Source organism: Flavobacterium sp. GNP011, from assembly GCF_056428925.1.
On the sequence record NZ_JBWJVJ010000032.1, the window covers coordinates 1 to 9,826 of the forward strand.

Below are 9,826 nucleotides of genomic sequence, written 5' to 3' on the forward strand. Positions count from 1 at the left end.
GTTGTTGTTGTTGTTGTTGTTGTTGTTGTTGTTGTTGTTGTTGTTGTTGTTGTTGAAAATGTTTTTTTCTACAATTAATTCGTTAATAATATCAGCAACTTCAATAAAGTGTTGTAGTTTTTCTTCAGAAATTGATTTGCGTACAGCATCATTAAATTTCAGAACTGTATTTTTCGAAAGTTCTCTTTTTTCTTTTCCAAATTCTGTTAAGTAAATCAATACTCCACGACCATCCTCTGGGTTTTTCTTGCGAATAATCAAGCCTTTTTCCTCCATGGATTTAAGAGTTCTAGTTAAGCTTGTGGCTTCCATTCCCATTTTAGGTCCTAATGAAGTTGATGGAGTACCTCCCTCTTTATCTATGCTCAGTAATGCAAAACCTGTTGCCATACTTGCATCATATTTTGATGCTTCTTCATTATACATTCTGGCGACTGCTTGCCATGTTGCTCTTAAAATGTAATCTATTGTTTTATCTTTCATGGGAAACTATATCGATTTCAAATATAATAAAAAAAATACTATGCACGCATAATAAAAGTATTTTTTTTATTAAAAATTTATTAAATATAAAAAAACATTCTTGAATATGAGAACTTTATAAGGTAAAGTATCTTGTAATGGGTTGTAGTCTATATGTTGTTATAACCAGACAAAGCCTAATTTTTAGACCGAAAAAAAGCCACAAGTAAAACTTATGGCTGATAATGGGTAACATTATATTTTAATTTAAATTCCTTGATAAGGTTTTAAGACATTATATTAATTGTAAATTTTATTAAATAAATCAGCATATTTTTGTAAAACTATTTTTCGTTTTAATTTAAGGGTAGGAGTAAGTTCTCCACCTTCAATAGACCATACATTCGGGGTAAGCTCAAAACGTTTTATTTTCTCCCAATTCCCGAATTTTTCATTTAAAGTATCTACTTCTTGCTGAATGCGTTCTATTACTTTTTCATTGGCTATGATGGCTTCATTACTACTTCCTAAATCAATTTTATGAATTAAAGCCCATTCTTTAACGAATTCAAAACTAGGTTGGATGAACGCTCCGGGCATTTTTTGTCCGTCACCTATTACCATGATTTGCTCAATAAAACGGGATTGTTTCATAGTATTTTCAATTAGTTGCGGTGCAATATATTTTCCTCCTGAGGTTTTAAACATTTCTTTTTTACGGTCTGTTATCTTCAAGAATCCTTCTTTGTCAAATTCTCCTATGTCACCCGTATGAAAGTAATTATCTGTAATTACTTCGCTTGTTAGTTGAGGGTCTTTGTAATAACCCATCATAACATTAGGACCTTTGCAAAGAATTTCACCATCTTCCGCAATCACTACTGATACATTATCAATAACTTTACCTACTGTTCCTACTCTAAAACCTTTATTTCTAATGTCGTTTACAGAAATTACAGGTGAAGTTTCCGTTAGTCCATATCCTTCCATAACCGGGATTTCTGCTGCTGCAAAAATTCTGGCTAATCTAGGTTGCAAAGCAGCACTACCAGATACCATTAAGTCAAGTTTTCCGCCTAAACCTTCTTTCCATTTGCTAAAAATTAGTTTTCGTGCAATTTTAAGTTGGAACTCATACCAAAATCCATTTTTGCCGTAAGGCTCATAAACAAGACCTAAATCAATAGCCCAGAAAAAAAGTTTTTTCTTTACTCCTGTGAGTTCTGTTCCTTTGGCATAAATTTTATCATATACTTTTTCAAGAAGTCTAGGAACGGCAGTAATTACAGTAGGTTGCACCTCTTTGATGTTATCACTAATGCGCTCAATAGATTCTCCAAAATAGATGGATACACCATAATATTGGTATAAATAGAGAATCATGCGTTCAAAAATGTGGCAAATAGGCAAGAAGCTCAACGCTCTACTTTTTCCTGCTTCAAAAGGAATTCTTTTGGCGCTGTCTAAAACATTAGAAACTATATTTTGATGGGATAACATTACGCCTTTAGGTCTTCCTGTTGTTCCAGAAGTATAAATAATAGTAGCTAAATCCTCTGATTTTACATCATTTTTGCGTTGCTCTACTGTATCTTGATGGCTCATGTCTTCGCCTAAAACTAGCAATTCTTTCCAGTTAGCGCATCCTTCGATTTCATTGAAAGAATAAATTCCTTTTAGAGTAGGAACATTTTTTTGAACCAAAAGCAGTTTTCGTAAAACCTCACTATCTGATACAAAACAGTAAAGAGACTCGGAGTGGTTTAAAATATATTCGTAATCATCCTCGGATATGGTAGGATAAATAGGTACAGTTTGAGCCCCAGTTTGTAATACACCAATATCCATCACGTTCCATTCAGTTCTGTTATTGGTAGATATGATGGCTATTTTATCATTTTTTTTAATTCCTAGTTTGATCAACGCACGGGATATAGCATTAGCATTGGCAATGTATTCTTGTGTAGAAGTTTTGATCCATTCTCCATTTTGTTTGGTAACCAACGCATCTGAAATAGATGTATATTTTTCTTGTTGGTAGTAAGGGAAATCAAAGAGGCGGGTGATGTTTATCATTAGGGAAATATTGTTTTGGATTGCAAATTAAAAAAAAAATAGTGATAAATTTTTAAAATTAGAAATTTTATAGTGAAAATTAATAATTATCTGTGTTTTAAAGTCTAAAATTGAAGTTTCCAACCTCTTTTGACGATTATAATGAATTCAGAAAGTAGTATTTGACGTATTTTTTTAAGCATAAATTGATAGCAGTGAAAAAAAGCAGTGGCTCGCTTTTATTTATGTTTATGAAGGAATTATTCGCTTAATTATCAATGTTTAATAATTAAGCGAAAATAATTCTATCAAGAAATAATGGCGTTGCTGTATTTGGGTACTAATTCAAAATATCAAAAAACGAACTACTACAGTTTAATTATAACTTAATTAAAATACTAATTCCTTAAAAGTTCTTAATTAATTTATTGCTAAGATAGCTGATAGTATACATTTGTTTTTATTTATATTTGTAATAATAACTATAAAATATGTAAATGAATTATACACTTCACCAACTCCAAATATTTCTTAAAGTAGTTCAAACAAAAAGTGTTACTAAAGCAGCCGAGGCGTTGCATCTTACTCAACCCGCAGTTTCTATTCAATTAAAAAATTTTCAAGATCAATTTGATATTCCTCTTACTGAAGTGGTGGGTAGAAGATTGTATATCAGTGATTTTGGACAAGAAATTGCTGATGTGGCTCAAAATATAATCAACCAAGTGGAGACAATAAACTATAAAACAATAGCCTTTAAGGGGCAATTGAGTGGTAGATTAAAAGTGTCTGTTGTATCTACTGGTAAGTACGTTATGCCTTATTTTTTGTCTCATTTCATGAAACTGCATTCTAGTATTGAACTTCAAATGGATGTTACCAATAAAAGTATGGTTTTAAGTAGTCTTGAAAAAAATGAAATAGATTTTGCTTTAGTATCTGTTTTACCTACTAATTTGAATGTAGAACGATTGGATCTTTTGCAAAATAAATTGTATCTCGTTGCTAATTCAAATTTTGATCAATCAAAACTTAAAAGCGATAGTGCTATTTTTGATGAAGTTCCTCTTATTTTTAGAGAAAAAGGGTCTGGAACTCGCCAATTAATGGAAAGTTTCATAGATAAAAATGCTGTAATGATTCCTAAAAAAATGGAATTAACCTCAAATGAAGCAGTTAAACAAGCTGTAATTGCAGGTTTAGGATGTTCCATAATGCCTCTTATTGGGATAAAAAATGAATTGGCTAATAAAGAGCTTCAGATTATTCCTTTCAAAGGATTGCCTATAACCACAACTTGGAGTATTATTTGGTTAAAAGGTAAAAAACACGCGCCTGTTGCGGCTGCATTTTTAGCGCATTTGGATCAAGAAAAAGCAACCATTATTAAAGAAAAATTCAATTGGTCTGAAGGATATTAAGCTTCTTTTGGCTTAAACCAAAAAAAAAGCCTTACCAAAAAGCAAGACTATTTTTTTATAAATTGATTCTGAATTTTTATGGTAGTAAAACTCTATCAATAATATGTACCACACCATTGCTACATTGAATATCAGGAATAACCATGTTAGCAGGAATAGTGTTGCCATTACTTTTTACTGTAAATACTCCATTTAAGAACGGGCTGTATGTTAAGGTACCACCACCAGCTGTTGTAGCTGTTGTTGCAGTTTGTTCTGATGTAAATTTACCTCCGCTAATAGCATGGTTTAATAAAACTTGTTGTAGAACTGCTTGAGGAGCATTTGCTACGTCTTGTATCGTTGCAAATCCAGCAGCTTTGAATGCAGCATCTGTTGGAGCATAAATAGTGAAATTGTTTGCAGGATTTGATAATGTAGGTGCTAGTCCAGATGAAATAACGGCTTGCACTAAAAATGTAAGTTCTGGTGATTTAAAAACTTTAGAATCTTTAAGTAATATTGCCGAGTCTACAATGTTTACTCCGGTTGCAATCATAACTTTATCAATAGCATGTACTGTTCCATTACTTGCTGCTACGTTAGTAAGAATTATTTTTGATCCGTTGATGTACAAATCGCTTCCTCTACTAATAAAACGTCTGTTAATGGTTAATGCAGATGCAGATGTACCTCCAGCCATAATTTGGTTTGCCATTAAACTTCCGTTTGAAACGTGGTACAATAAAGTATTTGTTAAAAAACTGTTTTGCAAAACGCCAAGGCTTCCACTATTTACCAGCCCTAATTTTGCGAAAGCATCATTAGTAGGAGCAAAGACTGTATATTTTCCTGATGGATCGTTTGGATTACTATTACTTAATACACCTGCAACTCCACCTTGAATAGCGGCTCCTTCTAGAGTACTAAAATTTGCGTTTGCTACTGCAATGGCTGCAATACTTGGTTTTTCATCTTGATAATCATTCTCGCATGATGACAATGTAGCTAGTAAAGTTAGTGCTACTACTACGCTTTTTATGTTTACGTTTTTCATTTTGTTGTCTGTTTTTATTAAAATTTGTATACTAAACCACCGTATAAACCAGTAGCTTTACCAACGTTTCTACCTTCAATTACGGTGCTTGCACCTGCTGAAACACCTACTTCTTTTGTAACAGGGGTGTAGAGATTTAATCCTACTTTGGTATAATTTACTTGTGTACTTGGGAAAAAACCTGTGAATCCCTGTCCAAGGATATCAACTCCGCTTGTAGATGTTTGGTTGGCTATAAATGCATCAGCATAAAATAAACTTGCTGCATATCCTAATTTTATTTCACTTGAGTATGAATTTGGAACTTCATCTGATGCAAAATTTCCAGCAAACTGTGCAGATGCAAATATTCCCGAATTCGTTATGTACATTGCCATACCTGTTGTGCTTACTGTTGTAGCACGGTTTCCAATAGCGATGATAGATTGTAATCCCTCATTAACGTTGTAATCTCCTAGCGGTGTTTTAAGTCCCAAAGCTCCTATAAGACGTAGCGATGATTTTCCGAAATCAAAATAAAACGGACTGTACTTTACAAAAACTGAAACATCTTGAAGACCTTTTCTTTCATTTTCAAAGTTATTGTTTGTCAATACTTCTTGCGATGCATTACCAGTTGCTGTGATGTATGGTAAAACCATCACAACATCAACTTGGTCCGAAATTCCGTAAACCCCATAAATAGATGCGCTAGTGATTTTTACGTCATTAAAAACAGGAACGCTCTCAACTTCTTGTGGAACAAGAAAAACATTATCATATTTCTCAAAACTATAAGAAAGCGCAACATTTCCCTTTCCTTTTCCTTGCATAAAACCGCTAATTGGGCTTTGTGAAAATGCAGTGGTTACACATCCTAGTGTAGTTACTGCAAGCAATAATACTATTTGTTTTTTAATCATAATGGTTATTGTTTATTGTTTAACTTTGTTTTTGTCATTTACGGAGATACTTCTCTTTTGGTTTTGTTTTTTTGAAAAAAAATGAAATTATTCTTAAAATATCAATTTTTCAACAAGTTATAAGTGCTAAATTAAAGGTTATACCCTTCGTCATAAAGTCTCTTTCTTAATTTTTATTTATTTTAAATAAATCCTTTAGGGCGTTGTTTTGAGTAATTAAATTCTATCAAATCCTCTACTAAGCCTTGTTTGGTTCATATTTATTACTATTTGAGTTTAAAATAAAATATTAACGAACAACAAAGTATTGAATAAAAAAAGGCGCTTTTGTAAAAAAGCGCCTTTTAAAAAGTTAGTTTAACTAAAATAATATAACTTATTTTTTATTTTCTATCCAAGTTCTAGCATTTACAAACGCTTCTAACCAAGGCGAAACTTCGTCTTTTTGATCTCTGTTAGGATAATTAGCCCAGTTCCAAGGGAAAGTTGAACGTTCAATATGTGGCATCATCACTAAATGTCTTCCTGTAGTGTCGCACATCATGGCCGTGTTGTAGTCCGATCCATTTGGATTAGCTGGATAGCCTTCATAACCATATTTCGCCACAATGTGATAGTTTTCTTCTGCTAATGGCAAATTGAATTTTCCTTCACCATGAGAAATCCAAACTCCTAAAGTAGTTCCTTCTAAAGTAGAAAGCATTACCGAATTGTTTTTCTGAATTTTTACAGAAGTAAAACCACTTTCATGTTTGTGCGAATCGTTATGTTTCATTTTTCCATGCACTTCATGTTCTGGCGTAATCAATTCTAATTCCATCATTAACTGACAACCATTGCAAATTCCAACAGAAAGAGTGTCTTCTCTTTTGAAGAAGTTTTTCAAAGCCGTATTTGCTTTTTCATTGTATAAAAATGCTCCAGCCCAACCTTTTGCCGAACCTAAAACATCTGAATTCGAAAAGCCTCCGACAGCTCCAATAAATTGAATATCTTCCAAGGTTTCTCTTCCTGAAATTAAATCCGTCATGTGAACGTCTTTAACATCGAAACCTGCTAAATACATCGCGTTAGCCATTTCACGCTCTGAATTACTTCCTTTTTCACGAATAATCGCCGCTTTTGGTCGGTTAGTGTTGGAAACTACAGGTAACTTTCCATCAAAATGAGATGGGAAAGTAAATTGTAAAGGTTGATTCGCGAAATTTTCATAACGCTCAAGCGATTTTCCATTTTTAGTTTGTTTCTGATCTAATAAGAAAGACGTTTCAAACCAAATTTCTCTATATTTTTTTGAAGAAAATTCAAAGGAATCTTCATGATTTACAATAGAAATTGTATCCGAATTCGTTACCGTTCCAATATTGAAAATTTCTACTCCATTCGCTTTAAATGTAGCTTCTACTTCAGCCTCCGCTTGGAAAACAACGGCAATGTTTTCTGAAAATAATAATTTTGTAGAATCGATTTCATTGATAGAAGTTAAGTCGAAATTCGCACCTAAATTCACATCTGCAAAACACATTTCTAATAAAGTTGTGATTAAGCCACCACTTCCGATATCGTGTCCGGCTTTGATTTTTCTATCTTTAATTAAATCTTGTAACGTATTAAATGCATTTTTGAAGAAAGCCGCATTTTTGATAGTTGGCGTTTCATTTCCAACTTTATTTTGCGTTTGATTGAATGAAGAACCTCCTAATTTGAAACTATCTTGAGATAAGTTTAAGTAGTAAATGTTTCCACCATTTCGTTGTAAAACAGGCTCTACAACTTTCGTAATATTTGAACAATTTCCAGCTGCAGAAATAATCACTGTTCCTGGTGCAATTACTTCATCATTTGGATATTTTTGTTTCATCGAAAGCGAATCTTTTCCGGTTGGAATATTGATTCCTAATTCGATAGCAAAATCTGAACAAGCTTGAACCGCTTCATATAAACGAGCATCTTCACCTTCATTTTTACAAGCCCACATCCAGTTTGCCGATAAAGAAACCGAATCTAAACCATCTTTTAACGGTGCCCAAACTAAGTTAGAAAGCGATTCTGCAATTGCATTTCTTGTACCAGCAACTGGGTCAATTAAAGACGAAATAGGAGCGTGGCCAATGGAAGTGGCAATTCCTTCTTTTCCTTTGAAGTCTAAAGCCATTACACCAACATTGTTTAAAGGTAATTGTAACGGTCCAGCGCATTGTTGTTTAGCAACTTTTCCACCTACACAACGGTCGACTTTGTTCGTTAACCAATCTTTACAAGCTACAGCTTCTAGTTGTAAAACTTGCTCTAAATAGGTTGGAATTTCTTTTGAGTTATATTCTGAATTGCTGTAATTTCTAGCAATTGTTGTATCTGTCATGATAGTTTTTGGTGAACTTCCGAAAAAGTCTTCCAAAGCGTAGTCCATAGGTTTTAAACCAGTAGATTTCGATTCGAATGTAAATCTATGATCATTAGTAACTACACCCACTTCATACATTGGCGAACGTTCTCTATCCGCAATTCTTTGTAAGATGTCCATGTCTTTCTCACCAATTACTAATCCCATTCTTTCTTGAGATTCGTTTCCGATGATTTCTTTGGCTGAAAGTGTTGGATCTCCAACTGGTAATTTATCTAAATCGATTAATCCACCTGTTTCTTCTACTAATTCTGACAAACAATTTAAATGTCCACCCGCACCATGATCGTGAATAGAAACAATTGGATTGTGATCACTTTCCACTAAACCACGAATAGCATTTGCGGCACGTTTTTGCATTTCTGGATTAGAACGTTGGATCGCATTTAGTTCAATTCCTGAACCAAAAGCACCTGTGTCTGCTGATGAAACTGCAGCTCCACCCATTCCAATTCTATAATTTTCACCACCAAGAATGACAATTTTATCACCTTCTTGTGGTTTCTTTTTTATGGCTTGATCTAATTTTCCGTAACCAATTCCACCCGCTTGCATGATTACTTTATCGTAACCAATTTTGCGATTTTCTTCTTCGTGTTCGAATGTTAAAACTGAACCAGTAATTAACGGTTGTCCAAATTTATTTCCAAAATCTGAAGCTCCATTTGAGGCTTTAATTAAAATATCCATTGGTGTTTGATACAACCAAGGACGTTCTTCCATGGCGCCTTCATACTTGCGATTGTTTGTTAATCTTGAATAAGAAGTCATATAAACAGCGGTTCCTGCTAAGGGTAATGAACCTTGTCCACCAGCCAATCGGTCACGAATTTCTCCTCCAGAACCTGTTGCAGCTCCGTTGAAAGGCTCAACTGTTGTTGGGAAATTGTGCGTTTCTGCTTTTAAAGACAATACAGAATCAAATTCTTTTTCTTCGTAAAAATCAGGTTTGTCAGCGCTTTTGGGTGCAAATTGTGTGACTTTCGGACCTTTAACAAAAGCCACGTTGTCTTTATAGGCTGAAACAATATCGTTTGGATTAGTTTCAGATGTTTTTCGAATTAATTTGAATAATGATGTAGGTTTTTCTTCTCCATCCACCAAAAAAGTTCCATTGAAAATTTTATGACGACAGTGTTCTGAATTGGCTTGTGAGAAAGCAAAAATTTCAGAATCCGTTAGTTTTCTACTTAATTTTGTGGCTAAATTATCTAGATATTCAACTTCTTCTAAACTTAAAGCTAAACCTTCTTGTTTATTATATGCATCAATATCATCAATTTCTAAAATATCTTCAGGTTCAATATTTATCGTAAAAATGTCTTGATGCAATTCCTCGTATTTTTGAAGCAACATCGGATCAAAATCAGTGAAATTAGCTGATACTTTTTCGAATTCTTCAATTCTAATAATTCCAGAAATCCCCATATTTTGGGTGATTTCTACTGCATTGGTACTCAATGGGGTAATCATAGCAGCACGTGGTCCAACAAAAAAATAAAAAAAAAAAAAAAAAAAAAAAAAAAAAAAAAAAAAAAAAAAAAAA

At 33.3% G+C, this 9,826-nt stretch carries 6 protein-coding genes; 1 reads left to right on the forward strand and 5 read right to left on the reverse strand.

All coding sequences use genetic code 11. The features are described 5' to 3' along the window. The coding region (locus AC061E_RS16270) for a MarR family winged helix-turn-helix transcriptional regulator (RefSeq protein ID WP_478287196.1) at positions 1–483 on the reverse strand (483 nt) is incomplete at its 3' end. A gap of 279 nt (positions 484–762) precedes the next feature. Then, positions 763–2,538, reverse strand: a complete 1,776-nt coding sequence (locus tag AC061E_RS16275) for an AMP-dependent synthetase/ligase (protein WP_478287197.1) — start codon at positions 2,536–2,538, stop codon at positions 763–765. 476 nt (positions 2,539–3,014) lie between these two features. On the opposite strand from AC061E_RS16275, the gene AC061E_RS16280 reads away from it, so the two are divergent. Then, positions 3,015–3,938, forward strand: coding sequence for a LysR family transcriptional regulator (locus AC061E_RS16280; RefSeq protein ID WP_478287198.1), 924 nt, complete (start codon positions 3,015–3,017; stop codon positions 3,936–3,938). 76 nt (positions 3,939–4,014) lie between these two features. Here AC061E_RS16280 and AC061E_RS16285 read toward each other — a convergent pair whose 3' ends face one another. The 3 genes from AC061E_RS16285 to purL form a co-directional block, all read right to left on the reverse strand. Further along, a complete protein-coding gene (locus tag AC061E_RS16285) occupies positions 4,015–4,974 on the reverse strand; it encodes a fasciclin domain-containing protein (protein ID WP_478287199.1) in 960 nt (319 codons plus the stop codon). 17 nt (positions 4,975–4,991) lie between these two features. After that, a complete protein-coding gene (locus AC061E_RS16290) occupies positions 4,992–5,876 on the reverse strand; it encodes a hypothetical protein (RefSeq protein ID WP_478287200.1) in 885 nt (294 codons plus the stop codon). A gap of 376 nt (positions 5,877–6,252) precedes the next feature. Next, positions 6,253–9,753, reverse strand: coding sequence for a phosphoribosylformylglycinamidine synthase (purL, locus tag AC061E_RS16295; protein WP_478287201.1), 3,501 nt, complete (start codon positions 9,751–9,753; stop codon positions 6,253–6,255). Between the last annotated feature and the right edge of the window lie 73 nt (positions 9,754–9,826).